This window comes from Streptomyces sp. WMMC500 (assembly GCF_027497195.1).
Lineage (GTDB): Bacteria > Actinomycetota > Actinomycetes > Streptomycetales > Streptomycetaceae > Streptomyces.
Genome location: NZ_CP114905.1, coordinates 7,714,764 through 7,732,122 on the forward strand (window position 1 = coordinate 7,714,764; position 17,359 = coordinate 7,732,122).

Consider the following 17,359-nt stretch of genomic DNA (forward strand, 5'->3'; position numbering starts at 1 on the left):
AGGCCGGTAGGGTGAGCGGCATGTCCGAGCCGACCGGTGCCGCCCGCCGCCGCGGGCCCTTCCAGGTCGGGGACCAGGTACAGCTCACCGACCCCAAGGGCCGCCACTACACGTTCACGCTCGAAGCCGGGAAGGCCTTCCACACCCACAAGGGCTCCTTCCCGCACGACGAGCTGATCGACGCCCCCGAGGGAACCGTCGTGCGCACCACGGGCAACGTCCCGTACCTCGCGCTGCGCCCCCTGCTCCCCGACTACGTCCTGTCCATGCCGCGCGGAGCGGCCGTCGTCTACCCCAAGGACGCCGGCCAGATCCTGGCGTTCGCCGACGTCTTCCCCGGTGCGCGCGTGGTCGAGGCGGGCGTCGGCTCGGGGTCGCTGACCAGCTTCCTGCTGCGGGCCGTCGGCGACGGCGGCATGCTCCACTCGTACGAGCGCCGCGCGGACTTCGCCGACGTCGCCCGGCAGAACGTCGAGCGCTACTTCGGCGGCCCCCACCCCGCCTGGCAGCTCACCGTCGGCGACCTCCAGGACAACCTCTCCGACGCCGACGTGGACCGCGTCATCCTCGACATGCTCGCCCCCTGGGAGTGCCTGGACGCGGTCGCCAAGGCCCTGGTGCCCGGCGGCATCCTCTGCGCCTACGTCGCCACCACCACCCAGCTCGCCCGCACCGTGGAGTCCATCCGCGAACACGGCAACTTCAACGAGCCGCAGGCGTGGGAGACCATGCTGCGCAACTGGCACGTCGAGGGCCTGGCCGTACGGCCCGACCACCGCATGATCGGCCACACCGGCTTCCTGCTCACCGCCCGCAGGCTCGCCGACGGCGTCGAGCCGCCGCTGCGCCGCCGCCGGCCCGCGAAGGGGGCGTACGGGGAGGATTACACCGGTCCCGGCGGCCAGCGGGCCGCCGCCGGGAACTGAAGGCGCACCGAAGCGGCGGGGACCGTTCCGCGGGCGGCCGGTGTGTGACACCATGCTGGCCTCCCCACGGCCCTCCCAGCCCTCCCAGGAGCCTCACCCGTGCAGCCTCTGCCCGGCGCCGACCTCCCGCACACGCACCCCCGCCCGGTGCACTGGATCGCCACCGCTGCGGCCATGGCCGCCGTCATCGCCCTCGCGGCACTCATCCAGCCCCCGACCGTCGCCGCCGGCGACGACGGCAAGGGCGACCACGGCGGCAGACCGGCTCCCGGACCGCACCCCGGCGCCGCCCACTACCCGGTGGACTGCGCGGGCACCGAGCCGGAGGTCTTCAAGCACGGCTCCGCGGACTTCGACGGCGACGGGCGCGCCGAGACCGTGGCCGTCGTGCGCTGCCGGTCCGCCGCCGGCACCCCGCCCAGCGGGATGTACGTCGTCTCCGCCACCCGGCCCGGCGTGTCACCGCGCGTGACCGCGACGCTGCTCGACCCGGCCGAGGGCATGAGCGTCGGTGAATTCGCTGTCCGCGAAAATGAGATTTCGGCCACCCTCCTCGGCTACTCCTCGCCGGACGTCCCCCGCAGCAAGCCGGACAAGCAGCGCAACGTGACCTGGACGTGGGAGAACGACCGCTTCCGCCTCACCGCGGAGCCGGTCCCCGGCACCCAGGTCTGACCCGCTCCGCGCACCCCGCCCACGGCGCATTCCCGCCGGTCGCCGGAACCGGCGGGGGAGCGGTCGCCGTTCCGCTGCAATTCCAGGCACCCTTGGTGGGTGTTGAGCGTTGTAGACGAAACAAATGGCTGCTTTCCGATGTTGCTGGATGGGTATTTGCCTGGCGTGAGGACGGGCGCACGGGTGAAGATCGGATGCACCCCGACCGTCTTTGTGATCTAGGGGTTTCAAGTGGGACGCGGCCAGGTAGGGTCAGGAAGCGTCCAGCTCCCCTTGGAGGAGGTGAGGACCGTGGCAGCCCACGACGACGACACCAACCGCGGCATCCGGCCGGGTCGAGGGTCCGAAGACCCTGCCGGTCAGGTCGCCTACCTTGAGCAGGAGATCGCCGTCCTGCGACGAAAGCTCGCCGACTCGCCGCGTCACACGAGGATCCTCGAAGAGCGCATCGTCGAGTTGCAGACCAACCTCGCCGGAGTGTCCGCGCAGAACGAGCGCCTGGCCAACACTCTCCGTGAGGCCCGCGACCAGATCGTCGCCCTGAAAGAAGAGGTCGACCGGCTGGCCCAGCCGCCCGCCGGCTTCGGAGTCTTCCTCCAGGCGAACGACGACGGCACCGCGGACATCTTCACCGGTGGGCGCAAGCTGCGGGTGAACGTCAGCCCCGGCGTCGAGCTCGACGAGCTGCGCCGCGGGCAGGAGCTGATGCTCAACGAGGCGCTGAACGTGGTCGAGGCCATGGCGTTCGAGCGCTCCGGGGACATCGTCACCCTGAAGGAGATCCTGGAGGACGGCGAGCGCGCCCTCGTGATGGGGCACACCGACGAGGAGAGGGTGGTACGGCTCGCCGAGCCGCTGCTGCACACCACCATCCGTGCCGGCGACGCCCTGCTCCTGGAGCCCCGCTCCGGGTACGTCTACGAGGTCATCCCCAAGAGCGAGGTCGAGGAGCTGGTCCTCGAAGAGGTCCCCGACATCGACTACACCAAGATCGGCGGCCTGGGCAACCAGATCGAGCTGATCAGGGACGCCGTCGAGCTGCCCTACCTCTACCCCGACCTCTTCAAGGAGCACGAGCTGCGGCCCCCCAAGGGCGTGCTGCTCTACGGCCCGCCCGGCTGCGGCAAGACGCTGATCGCCAAGGCGGTGGCCAACTCCCTCGCCAAGAAGGTCGCGGAACACACCGGCCGCCCGGCCGGCAAGAGCTACTTCCTGAACATCAAGGGCCCCGAGCTGCTCAACAAGTACGTCGGCGAGACCGAGCGGCACATCCGCCTGGTCTTCCAGCGGGCCCGTGAGAAGGCCAGCGAGGGCACCCCCGTCATCGTCTTCTTCGACGAGATGGACTCCCTCTTCCGCACCCGCGGCTCCGGCGTCAGCTCCGACGTGGAGAACACCATCGTCCCGCAGCTCCTCTCCGAGATCGACGGCGTCGAGGGCCTGGAGAACGTCATCGTCATCGGCGCCTCCAACCGCGAGGACATGATCGACCCCGCGATCCTGCGCCCCGGCCGGCTCGACGTGAAGATCAAGATCGAGCGCCCGGACGCCGAGGCCGCCAAGGACATCTTCTCCAAGTACCTCACCCGGACCCTGCCGCTGCACGCCGAGGACATGTCCGAGCACGGCGGCTCTCCCGAGGCCACCGTCGACGCGATGATCCAGTCCGTCGTCGAGCAGATGTACGCCGAGTCCGAGGAGAACAGGTTCCTGGAGGTCACGTACGCCAACGGCGACAAGGAAGTCCTCTACTTCAAGGACTTCAACTCCGGCGCGATGATCGAGAACATCGTGGACCGCGCCAAGAAGATGGCCATCAAGGCGTTCCTCGACCACAACCAGAAGGGCCTGCGCGTCTCCCACCTCCTCGCCGCCTGCGTCGACGAGTTCAAGGAGAACGAGGACCTGCCCAACACGACCAACCCCGACGACTGGGCCCGCATCTCCGGAAAGAAGGGCGAGCGGATCGTGTTCATCCGCACCCTCGTCACCGGAAAGCAGGGCGCGGACACCGGCCGGTCGATCGACACGGTGGCCAACACCGGTCAGTACCTGTAAATGCGGCGATCCGGCTGCGGGGGGCACCACACGGCCGCCCGCAGCCGGACACGTATTTCCCCAGGTGCGAACGGACCGGAGCAAAGACTGTAATGATCTCCCCACTGCCGCCAAGGCGTTCTAGGCTCTTCCGTACCGGCGCGCAGCGCAGCGCAACGCCGCCGCGGGGACCACACGTGCCGCAGACCAAGCGGTACTCGAGTGCCGTCCAGGGCCGCGGACGGTACCGGGCAAGGAGGGCCGCATGACCGTACGGCGAGTAATGGGCATCGAGACGGAGTACGGCATCTCCGTCCCGGGCCACCCGAACGCCAATGCCATGCTCACCTCATCCCAGGTCGTCAACGCCTACGCGGCGGCGATGCACCGGGCGCGCCGCGCCCGCTGGGACTTCGAGGAGGAGAACCCGCTGCGGGACGCCCGCGGCTTCGATCTCGCCCGCGAGGCCGCCGACGCCAGCCAGTTGACGGACGAGGACATCGGCCTCGCCAACGTCATCCTCACCAACGGCGCCCGGCTCTACGTCGACCACGCGCACCCCGAGTACAGCGCCCCCGAGGTCACCAACCCCCGCGACGCCGTGCTCTGGGACAAGGCCGGGGAACGCATCATGGCCGAGGCCGCGGAACGCGCGGCCCAACTGCCAGGCTCCCAGCCGATCCACCTCTACAAGAACAACACCGACAACAAGGGCGCGTCCTACGGCTGCCACGAGAACTACCTGATGAAGCGGGAGACCCCCTTCTCGGACATCGTGCGCCACCTGACGCCCTTCTTCGTCTCCCGCCAGGTCTTCACCGGCGCCGGCCGCGTCGGCATCGGCCAGGACGGCAACGAGCACGGCTTCCAGCTCAGCCAGCGCGCCGACTACTTCGAAGTCGAGGTGGGCCTGGAAACCACACTCAAGCGCCCCATCATCAACACCCGCGACGAGCCCCACGCCGACGCCGAGAAATACCGCAGGCTCCACGTCATCATCGGCGACGCGAACCTCTCGGAGATCTCCACCTACCTCAAGCTCGGCACCACCGCCCTGGTGCTGTCGATGATCGAGGACGACTTCATCGCCGTCGACCTGGCCGTCGAGCAGCCCGTGCGCACGCTGCACCAGGTCTCGCACGATCCGTCACTGCGCCACCAGGTCGTGCTGCGCAGCGGCCGGACGCTCACCGCCGTCCAGCTCCAGATGGAGTACTGCGAGCTGGCCCGCAAGTACGTCGAGGAGCGCTTCGGCGCGGACGCGGACGACCAGACCAAGGACGTGCTCACCCGCTGGGAGGACACCCTCAACCGGCTGGAAGCCGACCCCATGAGCCTGTCCGGCGAGCTGGACTGGCTGGCCAAGCGGGAACTGCTGGAGGGCTACCGCCGCCGCGACGCCCTGGACTGGGACGCGGCCCGCCTGGCCCTGGTCGACCTGCAGTACGCCGACGTACGCCCCGACAAGGGCCTGTACAACCGGCTGGCGGCCCGCGGCCGCCTCAAGCGGCTCCTGGACGAGGACGAGGTCCTGCGGGCCGTGAAGAACCCGCCGGAGGACACCAGGGCGTACTTCCGCGGTCGCTGCCTGGAGCAGTACGCGGACGACGTCGCCGCCGCCTCATGGGATTCGGTCATCTTCGACCTCCCCGGCCGCGACTCCCTGCAACGGGTTCCGACGCTGGAACCCCTCCGGGGTACCCGCAACCACGTGAAGGCCCTGCTGGACCGCTGCCGCACGGCGGAGGAGCTGGTACGGGTCCTCTCGGGCGGCTGATCCGGGACGGACCGGGCTAAAGGCGGCGCGGCGGGGAATCATCGTGGTGGCCTCCGAGCGTTGAGAGAGCGCGGGCCGATGTCGGGCCCACCTTGTAGGGTCGGATCTTGCAGGGCGACGCAGTCAGGACCATCGGGCGACACCGAGCGGGGTGAGGGAAATGGCGACCAAGGACACCGGCGGTGGTCAGCAGAAGGCCACGCGGTCCCAGGAAGAGGTCGAGGAGCAGGCGCAGGACGCCGAGGTCTCCGAGGACCTGAAGGAACGGCAGGAGAAGCTCTCGGAGGACGTGGACTCGGTTCTCGACGAGATCGACGACGTCTTGGAGGAGAACGCCGAGGACTTCGTGCGCTCGTTTGTGCAGAAGGGCGGCGAGTAGCCGTCCCGGGCGTCTGTCCGGGGAGTACCGGGCGGACGCCCGGCCGCCGCACGGGTAAGGTCCGTGCCCGGCGCAGTTCACCGGCTCGGCCCGCGGGGGGCGGGCCGCCGTACCCGGAAGGATTCGCGTGGAAGCCAACATCCGTGGCACAGGGCGACTGCCGGCTGCCTTCCTCACCCCGGGCTCGTCCTCGTTCATGGACTTCCTGGGTGAGCACGCCCCGGCTGCCCTGCCGGGCAACCAGGAGCTGCCGCCCGTGAAGGGCGCCGTCGAGGCGCCCCACGGCACCACCATCGTGGCCGTGACCTTCCCCGGCGGGGTCGTCCTCGCCGGCGACAGGCGCGCCACGATGGGGAACATGATCGCTCAGCGTGACATCGAGAAGGTCTTCCCCGCGGACGAGTACTCGGCCATCGGCATCGCGGGCACCGCGGGTGTCGCCGTCGAGATGGTGCGGCTGTTCCAGTTGGAGCTGGAGCACTTCGAGAAGGTCGAGGGCGCGCAGCTCTCCCTGGAGGGCAAGGCCAACCGGCTGTCGACGATGATCCGGTCCAACCTGGGCATGGCCATGCAGGGTCTGGCCGTGCTGCCGCTCTTCGCGGGCTGGGACCCGGCGCGGGAGAAGGGCCGCATCTTCTCGTACGACGTGACGGGCGGCCGGACCGAGGAGCGCGGTTTCGCCTCCGTGGGTTCCGGGTCGGTGTTCGCGCGCGGTGCGCTGAAGAAGCTGTTCACCGACGAGCTGACGGAGGAGCAGGCCGCCACCGTCGTCGTCCAGGCGCTGTACGACGCGGCGGACGACGACTCCGCCACCGGCGGGCCGGACCTGACCCGCCGTATCTTTCCCGTCGTTACGTCCATCACCGACGAGGGCTTCCGCCGGCTGAGCGAGGCCGAGGTCTCCGAGATCGCCCGCGCGGTGGTCGACGGCCGGCTGGAGCTGCCCGACGGCCCGCGCGCGTCCGTGCTGTAGCGGGCGTGCGGCCCCACGAGATTTCTCCACGAGCAGAGAGGGACGGATAAGCCGGTGTCGACACCGTTCTATGTCTCACCCCAGCAGGCCATGGCGGACCGCGCGGAGTATGCCCGCAAGGGCATCGCGCGCGGGCGCAGCGTGGTCGTGCTGCAGTACAGCGACGGCATCCTGTTCGTCGCCGAGAACCCGTCCCGGGCCCTGCACAAGGTCAGCGAGATCTACGACAGGATCGCCTTCGCCGCCGTCGGCAAGTACAACGAGTTCGAGAACCTGCGTATCGGCGGCGTCCGTTACGCCGATCTGCGCGGGTACACCTACGACCGTGAGGACGTCACCGCCCGCGGCCTCGCGAACGTCTACGCGCAGACTCTCGGCACGATCTTCTCCAGCGGCGCGGAGAAGCCGTACGAGGTGGAGCTGATCGTCGCGGAGGTGGGGGAGACCCCCGCCGACGACCAGATCTTCCGGCTGCCGCACGACGGTTCGATCGTCGACGAGCACGGTTCGGTCGCGGTCGGCGGCAATTCCGATCAGATCAGCAGCTATCTCGACCAGCGGCACCGCGAGGGCATGACGCTGGCTGAAGGGGTGACGCTGGCCGCCGAGTCCCTGGCGCGGGACAACAACGGCGGCGAGCGGGAGCTGACCTCGAAGCAACTGGAGGTCGCGGTCCTGGACCGGAACCGGCCGCAGCAGCGGAAGTTCCGGCGCATCCTCGGCAGCCAGCTCTCCCGGCTGCTGGAGGAGGACGGCGACGGCTCGCCGGGCGCCTCCGGCGCGGAGGAGGGCGACAAGGCCGGGGAGGGCGCGAAGGCCGCGGACGACGCGGACGGCGCGAAGGCCCCGGACGACGCGGACGCCTCGGACGGCGGCGCGGAGGAGCCGGGGGACGAGCCGGGCAAGAAGAAGAAGTAGCGGCGGCGGTACGACCGCGATCGGGCGGGCCCGGGGACGGGCCCGCCCGTCGTCGTGTCCGGGAGACCTCACCCCCCGGCCGTGCCGGGGGGCCTCCAGGCGCCCCTACGCGCCCGGTGCGGGGGCCGTGGAGGTGCGTACCGTCAGCCGGGCCGGGACCGTCGTGCCGGCCGTCGCGCGCCCCGCGAGGGCGTCGAGCAGCGCCGTCATGCCGGCCGCGCCCACGGTGCCGGCCGGGAGCGTCACGGTGGTCAGCTCCGGCTCGACGGCCGTGGCGAGCGCCAGGTCGTCGAAGCCGGTGACCGACACGTCGTACGGCACCCGCAGCCCGAGGCGCCGTACGGCCTTGAGGGCGCCGGCGGCGAGCAGGTCGTCGTCGCAGACCAGCGCCGTGGGCCGGGTCGCGACCGGGCCGGTGAGCGCCCGCTGTGCCGCCGCAAGACCGCCGCCGACGGACAGCTCGGCGGGCTCCGTGCGCAGCCGGGTGCCGGGCATGGCGACGAGCGCGTCGGCCAGCGCCCGGCCGCGGGCGGCGAAGGTCCAGGAGTCGATGTCGGCGGCGAGGTGGGTGATCCGCCGGTGGCCGAGTTCGAGCAGGTGCCGGGCGACCTGGCGCATGCCGTCGGCGACGTCGGCGTTGACGGTGGCGACGGCGCCGGCGTCGGCGGGGTCGCTGTCGAGCATGACGAGCGGCAGCCCGCCGCCGCGCAGCGCCCGTACGGCGTCGGTGGCCATGGAGGAGGCGATGACGCCGTCGACGGCGGTGTGTGCGGCGGCGAAGGGGTCGCGGGCGGGGCCGATGCCCTCGGGGGAGGGGTAGAGCACGACGCCGAAGTCGTGGGCGGCGGCGGCCCGTGCGGCGCCGGCGTGGACGCCGGCGAAGAACTCGTTGGTGAGTGCGGGGACGACGAGGAGCGCGGTGCGGGTGCCGCCGGTGCGCAGGGTGCGGGCGGCGGCGTTGGGGCGGTAGTCCAGGTCGCGGGCGGCGGCGCGGACGGCGTCGGCCTTGGCGGCGGAGACCCGGCCGCGCCACTTGCCGCCGAGGACGAGCGAGACGGCCGCCTGGGAGACGCCCGCGGCGCGGGCGACGTCGCGGCTGGTGACGCCGCCGCGGCCCGCGGCCGGCGGCCGGGTGGCCCGGTCGGCCGGCTCGGGTGGTCCGGTGCGCGCCGCGGCGCGCCTTCCGTCCTCATGCCCGCCCCGCATCGTGCCTCCTCGTCGCGTTCCGGCGTACGGGGTCGACCCTCGCCCGTGTTACGTATAACCTACGGCGTTATACGTAACACTTCAGCGTCTCGGGAGGGGCCGTGCTGCGGGGATACGCCGAGTTGCTGCGCGTCAGACACGTCGGCCGGCTGCTCACCGGGACGCTCGTCGGCAGGCTGCCCAACGCCACCGCCGCGTTCGCCATCGTCCTGTTCGTCCGTGCCGAAGGCGGCTCGTACACCCTGGGCGGCATCCTCTCCGGCGTCTACGGGCTGGCCACCGCGATCGGGCAGCCGCTCCTCGGCCGCGCCGTCGACCTGCGCGGCCAGCCGCGCGTGCTGCTGCCCAGCGCCCTGCTCTCCGCCGCCGGCATGGCCCTGTTCGCCGTCGTGGGCATCGAGCCGCGCTGGGTGGCCTGCGCCGCTGTCCTGGTCGCCGGGCTGTTCACGCCGCCGCTGGAGGGCGCCCTGCGGGCGCTGTGGCCGAGCGTGCTGGGGCGCGCCGACCGGGTGCACGGGGCGTACGCGCTGGACGCCGTCGCGCAGGAGGTGATGTTCGCCGTCGCACCGCTGATCGTGACCCTGCTGGTCGCCACCGGCTCCGAGGCCGCCGCGCTCCTCGTCCTGGCGGCCCTGGGCGTGCTGGGCGCCCTGTGGGTCGTGCTCTCGCCGCCCGCCCGCCGGTGGCGCTCCGAGCCGCGCGAGGCGCACTGGCTGGGCGCGCTGCGCGCGCCGGGGCTCCTGGTGGTCCTGGGCGCCTTCTTCTTCGTCGGCGTCGCCCTCGGCGGCACGGCCGTCGCCTCCGTCGCGTACGCCGACGCCCGGGGCGACGACGCCATCGGCGGCTACCTCCTCTCCGCGCTCGGCGCCGGCGCGCTGGTCGGCGGCCTCGTCTACGGTGCCCGGCAGTGGCCAGGCCGGGCCGAGCGGCGGCTGCAGTTGCTGCTGGCGGGCCTCGCGGCCGGCTACCTGCCGCTCATGCTCACGCCGGGCACCGCCTCGATGACGCTGCTCTCCGGAGTCGCGGGCCTGTTCCTGGCCCCGGCGCTCGCCTGTTCCTTCGTCGTCGTCGACCGGCACGCCCCGCGGGGCACCGCCACGGAGGCGTTCTCCTGGCTGGTGACCACCTTCGGTTTCGGCGCCGCAGCGGGCACCGCGATCAGCGGCCCCGCCGTCGAGCACGGCGGCGAGACCGGCGGGTTCGCGGTCGTCGGCCTCGGCGGGGCGGCGGCGCTGCTGGTGCTGACCGGCTTCGTACGGATTCTGGCGGACCACGGCCGCCCGGGACCGCGGGCCGAAAAAGATCGAATCGACGGAGCTGCACCCGGTTTCGAAACAGAGCGACAGGCGTAATGTTCAGGCATGGACCGCCGCATTTTCGGGCTTGAGAACGAGTACGGCGTCACGTGCACGTTCCGGGGGCAGCGCCGCCTGTCCCCGGACGAGGTGGCGCGCTACCTCTTCCGACGAGTCGTCTCCTGGGGCCGCAGCAGCAACGTCTTCCTGCGCAACGGCGCACGCCTGTACCTGGACGTCGGCTCGCACCCCGAATACGCAACTCCCGAATGTGACAACGTCATCGAGCTGGTCACCCACGACAAAGCGGGCGAGCGCATCCTCGAGGGCCTCCTCGTGGACGCCGAGCGCCGGCTCCACGAGGAGGGCATCGCCGGCGACGTCTACCTCTTCAAGAACAACACCGACTCCGCCGGCAACTCCTACGGCTGCCACGAGAACTATCTGGTGGCCCGGCACGGCGAGTTCTCCCGGCTCGCCGACATCCTCATCCCGTTCCTCGTCACCCGGCAGCTCATCTGCGGCGCCGGCAAGGTGCTGCAGACGCCGCGCGGCGCCGTCTACTGCGTCAGCCAGCGCGCGGAGCACATCTGGGAGGGCGTCAGCAGCGCGACGACGCGCTCCCGTCCCATCATCAACACCCGCGACGAGCCGCACGCCGACGCCGAGCGCTACCGCCGGCTGCACGTCATCGTCGGCGACTCCAACATGTCCGAGACGACCATGCTGCTCAAGGTCGGCGCCACCGACCTCGTCCTGCGCATGATCGAGGCCGGCACGGTGATGCGGGACCTGACCCTGGAGAACCCGATCCGGGCCATCCGCGAGGTCAGCCACGACATGACCGGGCAGCGCAAGGTGCGGCTCGCCAGCGGGCGCGAGGCGTCCGCGCTGGAGGTGCAGCAGGAGTACTACGAGAAGGCCGTGGACTTCTGCGAGCGCCGCGGCATCCGCACCGGCACCGTCGAGCGCGTCCTGGAGCTGTGGGGGCGCACCCTGGAGGCGATCCGCTCCCAGGACCTCGGCAAGGTCGGCACGGAGATCGACTGGGTCATGAAGCACCAGCTCATCGAGCGCTACCGGGCGAAGAACAACATCACGCTCTCCCACCCCCGGATCGCGCAGATAGACCTCGCGTACCACGACATCCACCGCCGCCGCGGGCTGTACTACCTGCTGGAGAAGCGGGGCCAGGCCGCCCGGGTCTGCAACGACATGAAGATCTTCGAAGCCAAGTCGGTCCCGCCGCAGACCACCCGGGCCAGGCTGCGCGGCGACTTCATCCGCCGGGCGCAGGAGCAGCGCCGCGACTTCACGGTGGACTGGGTGCATCTGAAGCTGAACGACCAGGCCCAGCGGACAGTCCTGTGCAAGGATCCGTTCCGCTCCGTGGACGACCGGGTGGAAAAGCTGATCGCCGGAATGTAGACGGGGCGCGATGCACGCGGGACGGATGTGATGACGGGGATCCGGGCGCGAAGGCCGTAGAGTGGCCGGAGCTGCCCGGACCCCCTACACGAGTTGGACCCATGACACATCGCAAACTGACCCGCACGGGGGCGGCGCTCGTCGTGCCCGCCCTGCTGTTCGCCGCGGCCTGCGGCTCCGAGGACTCCTCCGACTCGGACAACGGGGGCAAGGCCGGCGCCGTGACCAAGGTCACGGGAGCCTTCGGCGAGGAGCCGAAGTTCGACGTCCCGGACGACGCGAAGGCGTCCGACGAGGCCGTCGTCAAGGTCCTCAAGGAGGGCGACGGCGCCAAGGTCGGCAAGGGCGACCAGGTCCGGCTGGACTTCGCCGGCAAGGCCATGAAGGACGACAAGGACCTGGGCAGCACCTGGGCGCAGCCCGCTGCGGGCGGCGGCGGCCAGCAGGGCGCCGGGGCCGTGCACCCGCAGCTCATGGGCAAGGTCGGCGAGCCGAACCAGTCGCTGCCGCCGGACGTCCTCGACTCCGTCGAGGGCCACACCGTGGGCAGCCGCCTGCTGGTCGAGGGCACCGCCGGCGCGCTCGTCGGCGAGAGCCTCAACCCGGAGTCGGGCATCGAGAAGGGCGACGGCCTCGTCTGGGTGATCGACGTCGCCGGCGCCGGGAAGGTCGACCCCAAGGCCGAGCTGAAGGGCGAGTCCGCCGAGCCGCGCGACGGCATGCCGGAGATCGAGGTGCCGGCGGGCAAGGCCGCGAAGATCACCATCCCGGAGGGCGAGGACGCCCCGAAGGAGCTGCAGGAGCAGGTCCTCATCAAGGGCAAGGGCGCCGAGGTCGAGGCCGGCCAGGGGCTCGTCGCCCAGTACACGGGCTACGCCTGGGAGGACGGCAAGAAGTTCGACGCCTCCTGGGACAACGCCGGCGCGGCCACGTTCCAGATCGGCACCGGCTCGGTCGTCCCGGGCTGGGACAAGGCGCTGGTGGGCAAGAAGGTCGGCGACCGGGTGCTGGTGGTCATCCCGCCGGACCTCGGCTACGGCAAGTCCAAGGGCCACGAGCTGGAGAAGAAGACGCTGGTCTTCGTCGTCGACATCCTCGGCACGGTCTGACCTGCGGTCCGCACGGGCGGATCGGGTCGGGGGCGCTCGGGGGCTCCGCCGCCCGGCGCCCCGGCCGAAGGGGCGGACCCGGTCGTGGCGTCGGTCGCGATCGGGTCGGGGATTCTCCGGGCCACCGGTGCCGTCCGCCGGACGGCTCCCGGCGCGGCACGCCCCCGGGAGGGCGGCGCCACCGGCGGCCCGGGATGTCTGCGAGACTTGGCAGCCCAGTCACCGTCACTCATGCGCGAGGAGTGTTCTTCCGTGAGCATCGACAAGCCCGAGGTCGACTTCCCCGAGGGTCCGCCGCCGGCCGACCTGGAGGTCCAGGACCTGTGGGAGGGCGAAGGACCCGTGGCGAAGGCCGGTGACACCGTCTCCGTCCACTACGTCGGGGTCGCCTTCTCCAGCGGCGAGGAGTTCGACGCGAGCTGGAACCGCGGCAAGCCGCTGCAGTTCCAGCTCGGTGTCGGCCAGGTCATCCCCGGGTGGGACCAGGGCGTGCAGGGCATGAAGGTCGGCGGCCGGCGCCGGCTGACCATCCCGCCGCACCTGGCCTACGGCGAGGCCGGCGCCGGCGGCGGCCGGATCAAGCCGGGCGAGACGCTGATCTTCGTCTGCGACCTGGTCGCGGTCTGACGGCACCGTCCGCACGGAGCGGAGCGCAGGGCCCTCGTCGTACGGCGAGGGCTTTCGCTTTGGCCGCCGGGCCCGGGCGGAGTACGGTCGTCATCTGCGAACACCGGCGACACGTGCGGACGACGGTCGCCGGCGGCGGCTACCGGCTGCCCCGGACGGGCGACAAGGAGACCCCCTCGATGGCGATCGCCAAGGCGGAGCGGCTGATGTGCCTGGCGCTGTGCCTGCTCGGCACCGGCCGCCCGCTCAGCAAGCGTGAGCTGCGCACGTCCATCGAGGCGTACGTGGAAGCCTTCGGACCGGGCCACGGAACGGCGTTCGGCTCGGACACGTCCGGCGAGGACGCCTTCAACCGGATGTTCGAGCGGGACAAGGACGACCTGCGCGAGCTGGGCATGGTCATCGACACGGTGGAGGGCCTGGACGGCGAGCCGGGCTACCTGGCGCGCCGGGACCACAACAGACTGCCGCCCGTCACCCTCGACGCCGAGGAGGCCGCCGCCCTCGGAGTGGCCGCGAAAGTCTGGCAGCAGGCCCGGCTCGCCGGCGCTGCCAGCGGCGCGCTGCAGAAGCTGCGCGCCGCCGGGATGCCGCTCGCCGAGGCGGCCGGCGGCCCCGATGCCGGCGCGGTGGAGCAGGTCAGCGCGCTGGAGCCGCGGATTCCGGTACGCGAGGCGGCGTTCGAGCCGCTGATGCTCGCCTGCCGTGACCGCCGGCCCGTCGTCTTCCCGTACCGCAAGGCCAATGCGGCCCGCCCGGAGGAGCGGCACGTCGAGCCGTGGCAGTTGGAGTGCTGGCGCGGCCACTGGTATCTCGTCGGCCACGACCGCGGCCGCGACGCCGAGCGCGTCTTCCGGCTCTCGCGGATCACCGGCCGGGTCCGCACCCGCGGCCGCGGCTTCACGGCCGAGGTGCCGGACCGCGTGACCGTTCGCGAGACCGTCGAGCGCTGGGCCGGCGAGAGCGCCGACCGCTCGGCGCTTATCCGGCTGCGCGTCGGCGCCGGCTACCCGCTGCGCGCCCGCGCGTACGGCATCCGCGAGGCCGTGCTGCCCGGCTGGGACGAGCTGGAGATCCCGTACGGGCACGGGCTGGACGCCTGGCTGGTGGAGTTCGGGCCCGACGTGGTCGTCCTGGAGCCCGCCGAGCTGCGGGCCGACGTCATCGACCGGCTGCGTGCCGTGGCCAAGGGCTGAGGGGGGACGGGGGAGCAGTGGCGAGCGCCATCGACCAGACCAGGCGGATGCTGTCGCTGGTGACGTACCTGCGGGAGCGCAACGGCGCGTATCTCTCGGACGTCGCCCGCGCCTTCGGTGTCACCGAGGACGAGCTGATCGCCGACCTGGACGTACTGCCCATGTGCGGGACGAGCTTCCGCGGCGGCGACCTGCTCGACATCGACACCGACGGCGAGCGCATCTGGTTCCGCAACCCCGAGTCCACCGGCACTGGTGAGCCGCTGCGCCTGGCCGCCGACGAGGCCACCGCCCTGCTCGTCGCCGCCCGGGCCGTGGCCACGCTGCCGGGGCTGCGCGCCGGCGACCGGCAGGCGCTGCTGCGGGCCACCGCGAAGCTGGAGGCCGCGGCCGGTGAGTCGGCCGCGGCCAGCTCCAGTCTGTCGGTGACGTTCGAGTCCGAGGGCGGGGTCTTCGCCGAGGTGGACCGGGCCATCTCCGAGCGGCGCCGGCTGTGGCTGCGGTACTACTCGCCGTCCCGCGACGAGCTGACCGAGCGGGAGATCGACCCGATCCGGCTGGTCTCCGTCGGGCACACCTACGTGGAGGCGTGGTGCCGGCTGTCGGAGGCCCGGCGCACGTTCCGGCTCGACCGGGTCGCCGAGATCCGGATCCTCGACGCCCCGGCCGACCCCCCGCCCGTCGAGCTGCGCGACCTGTCCGAGGGCATCGTCCAGCCGTCCGCGGAGGACCCCGAGGTCGTCATCGAGGTGGGCCCCGGCGGCCGTTGGGTCGCCGAGTACTACCCGCACGACAGCGCGGAGGAACTGCCCGACGGGGGCCTGCGGATCTCGCTGCGCGCCCCCGATCCGGCATCGCTGCGCCGGCTGGCGCTGCGGCTGGGGCGGGACGGGCGGATCGTCGCCCCGGGCGACCTGGCGGACAGCGCGCGTGACGCCGCCGTCAAGGCGCTGACCGCGTACGACGTTTAGATGCATGGTCGGCAATTCCGGCATAGAGGATATTGCGCACATGCCGGCGGTGGTCCCCTCCGGGGACGCCGGTGTCCTCCGTGGCCGCCGCGGCGGCTAGGCTGCGCCCATGCTGTGGCCCATGACCGCCGTCGCCCTCGGTTTCCTCGGGCTCGTCGTCCTCGCCGTTCCCGCTGCTAGAGTCGGCCTGGAGGCCCGCCGGCTCGCCCGCCGGCTGGACGATGCGGCGCAGCAGGTCAGCCGCGTGACGCGGGATCTGGAGCGCTCGGCGGCGGACGTCGCCCGGCGGGCGGGGCCGACAAGTGACCTCCCCGGATCCGATTTCGGGAGGTAGGCTGCAGATCGCGGCTCCGATGCGAGGCGGGGGCCACGATTGGTGTACGCCGGGGGATTGCCTGGAGTTCACCCCTGCGGGTTACGATCGATCACGCCCAAACCCACGCAGCCTCGGTGAGAAGGTAGACGCATATGTTCGGACGGCTCGGCCCTACCGAGATCATCCTCATTCTCGTCGTCATCATCCTGCTGTTCGGCGCGAAGAAGCTTCCGGACATGGCCCGTTCGCTGGGCAAGTCGGCCCGCATCCTCAAGAGCGAGGCCAAGGCCATGAAGAACGAGGGCAAGACGGACGAGGCCGCTCCCGCGGACCCGCCGCAGCCCGCGCCGAAGACCATCCAGGCCGCCCCCGGTGACGTGACCAGCTCCCGCCCGGTCAGTGAGCCGCAGGTGAACGACCAGCAGCCGCAGCAGCAGTCGCAGTCGCAGCGCTGACGAAACCGCAGGGGCACACCGCGGCCGGAGACGGCCTCGCGGCACGAGATGAGGACGTGGGTTGCTAAGCGTTGCCCGCCGTAAGGAGCGCAAAGAGCGCAAGGAGAAGGACCCCGAGGGGCGCATGCCCCTTGCGGAGCACCTGCGGGAGCTGCGTGACCGGCTGATCAAGGCTGTCGGGGCCATCCTCGTCGTCTGCATCGTCGCGCTCTTCTTCTATCAGGACATCGTCGACTTCCTGATGGATCCGGTGCTCGAGTCCGTCGGCTGCCCCGACGACCTCGACGCGTCGGAGATCGGCAAGGAGGAGGACTGCGCCTCCTTCACGGTCAACGGCCTCATCTCGCCGTTCACCATCATGCTGAAGGTCTCCTTCATGACCGGCATGGTGATCTCGACGCCGATCTGGCTGTACCAGTTGTGGGCGTTCCTGGCACCCGGGCTGCACAAGGAAGAGAAGAAGTACTCGCTCGGATTCGTCGCCGCGGGCGTGCCGCTCTTCCTCGGCGGCGCCTTCTTCGCGTACAAGATCCTGCCGACCACGGCCGAGGTGCTGCTGGAGTTCACTCCGGAGAACGCCACCAACCTGCTGCCGCTGCCGGAGTTCATCGACCTGCTGACCCGCATGGTCGTGGTCTTCGGGCTCGCCTTCGAGCTGCCGCTCGTGCTGGTGATGCTCAACATGGGCGGCGCCGTCACCGGGCGCCGCATGCTCGGCTGGTGGCGGGCCATGATCTTCGGCATCGTCGCCTTCGGCGCCATCGCCACCCCCAGCACCGACCCGATCGGGATGTTCGCGCTGGCCGGTCCGGTGATCGTGCTGTACTTCATGGCGACCGGGTTCTCCCTGCTCAACGACCGCCGCCGGGCCCGTATCGCGGCCCGTGGCCCGGCGGACGACGAGGCGTCCGACCTCGACCTCACGCCGGAGGCCGTGGGCGACGTGGAGCCCGTGGGCGCCTCGGCGTCGCTGCCGGAGCAGTCCACCGGCGAGGCCGACAGCGCCGGCGGCGCCGGCGCGGGGGACAGCACGCCCCGCAGAAATGGTTACGACGACGCCACCTGACCGCT

The 17,359-nt window shown here is 71.5% G+C and carries 17 protein-coding genes; 16 read left to right on the plus strand and 1 reads right to left on the minus strand.

Annotation, left to right across the window (positions count from 1 at the left end; genetic code table 11):
- Positions 1-20 precede the first annotated feature (20 nt).
- The 7 genes from O7599_RS33255 to prcA all read left to right on the plus strand — a co-directional run bounded on the left by O7599_RS33255 (position 21) and on the right by prcA (position 7,685).
- Positions 21-926: a tRNA (adenine-N1)-methyltransferase gene (locus tag O7599_RS33255; protein WP_281619313.1), complete on the plus strand. Its 906-nt coding sequence runs from the start codon at positions 21-23 to the stop codon at positions 924-926.
- Positions 927-1,025: 99 nt separating this feature from the next.
- Positions 1,026-1,601, plus strand: coding sequence for a hypothetical protein (locus O7599_RS33260; protein ID WP_281619314.1), 576 nt, complete (start codon positions 1,026-1,028; stop codon positions 1,599-1,601).
- Between the two features lie 291 nt (positions 1,602-1,892).
- The gene (gene arc / locus O7599_RS33265) at positions 1,893-3,659 is read left to right on the plus strand and encodes a proteasome ATPase (protein WP_281619315.1); all 1,767 of its coding nucleotides are present in this window, start codon (positions 1,893-1,895) and stop codon (positions 3,657-3,659) included.
- Between the two features lie 244 nt (positions 3,660-3,903).
- Entirely contained in the window at positions 3,904-5,415 is a 1,512-nt protein-coding gene (gene dop, locus O7599_RS33270; protein ID WP_348652579.1) for a depupylase/deamidase Dop, read from the plus strand.
- A gap of 160 nt (positions 5,416-5,575) precedes the next feature.
- A complete protein-coding gene (locus O7599_RS33275) occupies positions 5,576-5,794 on the plus strand; it encodes a ubiquitin-like protein Pup (protein WP_018836875.1) in 219 nt (72 codons plus the stop codon).
- 127 nt (positions 5,795-5,921) lie between these two features.
- Complete coding sequence (prcB, locus tag O7599_RS33280) at positions 5,922-6,767, plus strand: proteasome subunit beta (RefSeq protein ID WP_281619316.1); 846 nt, start codon at positions 5,922-5,924, stop codon at positions 6,765-6,767.
- A 54-nt stretch (positions 6,768-6,821) separates the two neighbouring features.
- On the plus strand, positions 6,822-7,685 hold the full coding sequence (gene prcA / locus O7599_RS33285) for a proteasome subunit alpha (protein WP_281619317.1): 864 nt from the start codon (positions 6,822-6,824) through the stop codon (positions 7,683-7,685).
- 105 nt (positions 7,686-7,790) lie between these two features.
- Here prcA and O7599_RS33290 read toward each other — a convergent pair whose 3' ends face one another.
- The gene (locus O7599_RS33290) at positions 7,791-8,891 is read right to left on the minus strand and encodes a LacI family DNA-binding transcriptional regulator (protein ID WP_281619318.1); all 1,101 of its coding nucleotides are present in this window, start codon (positions 8,889-8,891) and stop codon (positions 7,791-7,793) included.
- Positions 8,892-8,992: 101 nt separating this feature from the next.
- On the opposite strand from O7599_RS33290, the gene O7599_RS33295 reads away from it, so the two are divergent.
- The 9 genes from O7599_RS33295 to tatC all read left to right on the plus strand — a co-directional run bounded on the left by O7599_RS33295 (position 8,993) and on the right by tatC (position 17,354).
- Positions 8,993-10,243 (plus strand): MFS transporter, encoded by a 1,251-nt coding sequence (locus tag O7599_RS33295; protein ID WP_281619319.1) that lies wholly within the window; start codon positions 8,993-8,995, stop codon positions 10,241-10,243.
- Between the two features lie 9 nt (positions 10,244-10,252).
- Positions 10,253-11,614 (plus strand): Pup--protein ligase, encoded by a 1,362-nt coding sequence (gene pafA, locus O7599_RS33300; RefSeq protein ID WP_281619320.1) that lies wholly within the window; start codon positions 10,253-10,255, stop codon positions 11,612-11,614.
- Positions 11,615-11,715: 101 nt separating this feature from the next.
- Entirely contained in the window at positions 11,716-12,723 is a 1,008-nt protein-coding gene (locus O7599_RS33305) for an FKBP-type peptidyl-prolyl cis-trans isomerase (RefSeq protein WP_281619321.1), read from the plus strand.
- Positions 12,724-12,975: 252 nt separating this feature from the next.
- A complete protein-coding gene (locus tag O7599_RS33310) occupies positions 12,976-13,350 on the plus strand; it encodes an FKBP-type peptidyl-prolyl cis-trans isomerase (protein WP_281619322.1) in 375 nt (124 codons plus the stop codon).
- A gap of 179 nt (positions 13,351-13,529) precedes the next feature.
- Positions 13,530-14,546 carry a WYL domain-containing protein gene (locus tag O7599_RS33315; protein WP_281623624.1) on the plus strand — a complete coding sequence of 339 codons (1,017 nt, stop codon included), beginning with the start codon at positions 13,530-13,532 and terminating at the stop codon, positions 14,544-14,546.
- A gap of 47 nt (positions 14,547-14,593) precedes the next feature.
- Complete coding sequence (locus tag O7599_RS33320) at positions 14,594-15,517, plus strand: WYL domain-containing protein (protein ID WP_281623625.1); 924 nt, start codon at positions 14,594-14,596, stop codon at positions 15,515-15,517.
- A gap of 109 nt (positions 15,518-15,626) precedes the next feature.
- Positions 15,627-15,851: a hypothetical protein gene (locus O7599_RS33325; protein WP_281619323.1), complete on the plus strand. Its 225-nt coding sequence runs from the start codon at positions 15,627-15,629 to the stop codon at positions 15,849-15,851.
- 134 nt (positions 15,852-15,985) lie between these two features.
- A complete protein-coding gene (gene tatA / locus O7599_RS33330; RefSeq protein WP_281619324.1) occupies positions 15,986-16,288 on the plus strand; it encodes a Sec-independent protein translocase subunit TatA in 303 nt (100 codons plus the stop codon).
- 124 nt (positions 16,289-16,412) lie between these two features.
- The gene (gene tatC, locus O7599_RS33335) at positions 16,413-17,354 is read left to right on the plus strand and encodes a twin-arginine translocase subunit TatC (RefSeq protein ID WP_281619325.1); all 942 of its coding nucleotides are present in this window, start codon (positions 16,413-16,415) and stop codon (positions 17,352-17,354) included.
- Positions 17,355-17,359: the final 5 nt, after the last annotated feature.